Origin of the sequence: Tepidibacter sp. Z1-5, assembly GCF_037844525.1 — a bacterium.
Lineage (GTDB): Bacteria > Bacillota > Clostridia > Peptostreptococcales > Peptostreptococcaceae > Tepidibacter_A.
On sequence record NZ_JBBMMD010000028.1, the window covers coordinates 1 to 592 of the forward strand.

The window sequence follows — 592 nt, forward strand, 5'->3', positions numbered from 1 at the left end:
TCAAAATATCGTTGTATTCGCGGTATTTGTATAGATAGTTTTTAATAACCCACAGACCCTAAAAAAATAACCCAGATTTCGTTTGTACGAAATCTAGGTAGCTACCTAAATTTCGTACAAATGTAATTATTTATTCACTATAAAATACCAATTGATCAAATCTCTAATTTGGAAAAATTATAGCTCTTAATCTCAAAACAAATGACATTAAAATACCGCTAATGTTGTAAATATTTTTAATAAAACTAAGAATTACATCTTATTGAATCTCCTAAAAGTTCTGAACTCCCTCAAGGTCAAACAACGAACTTTCTTAACGGATATTCAAACGCTGTAATTCAAGTTTTATACAAAAATATTTAAATCATTCGCTAACATTTTAATGCCATTTGTTTTTTAATATGTTTCTTAGATATGAAATGGATTTAAATATATGTTGTTTTCAAAAAAAACAAAAAGAAACAAAGGTAATCAATTCATTACCATTATTTGTAATGAATATTCTGTTTTATTTCTTACCTAAATTATCATAAATTAAAACTCAACTGCTCATACGAAGGATTACACATTGCGTTAGCAATAAGGTTTGCAA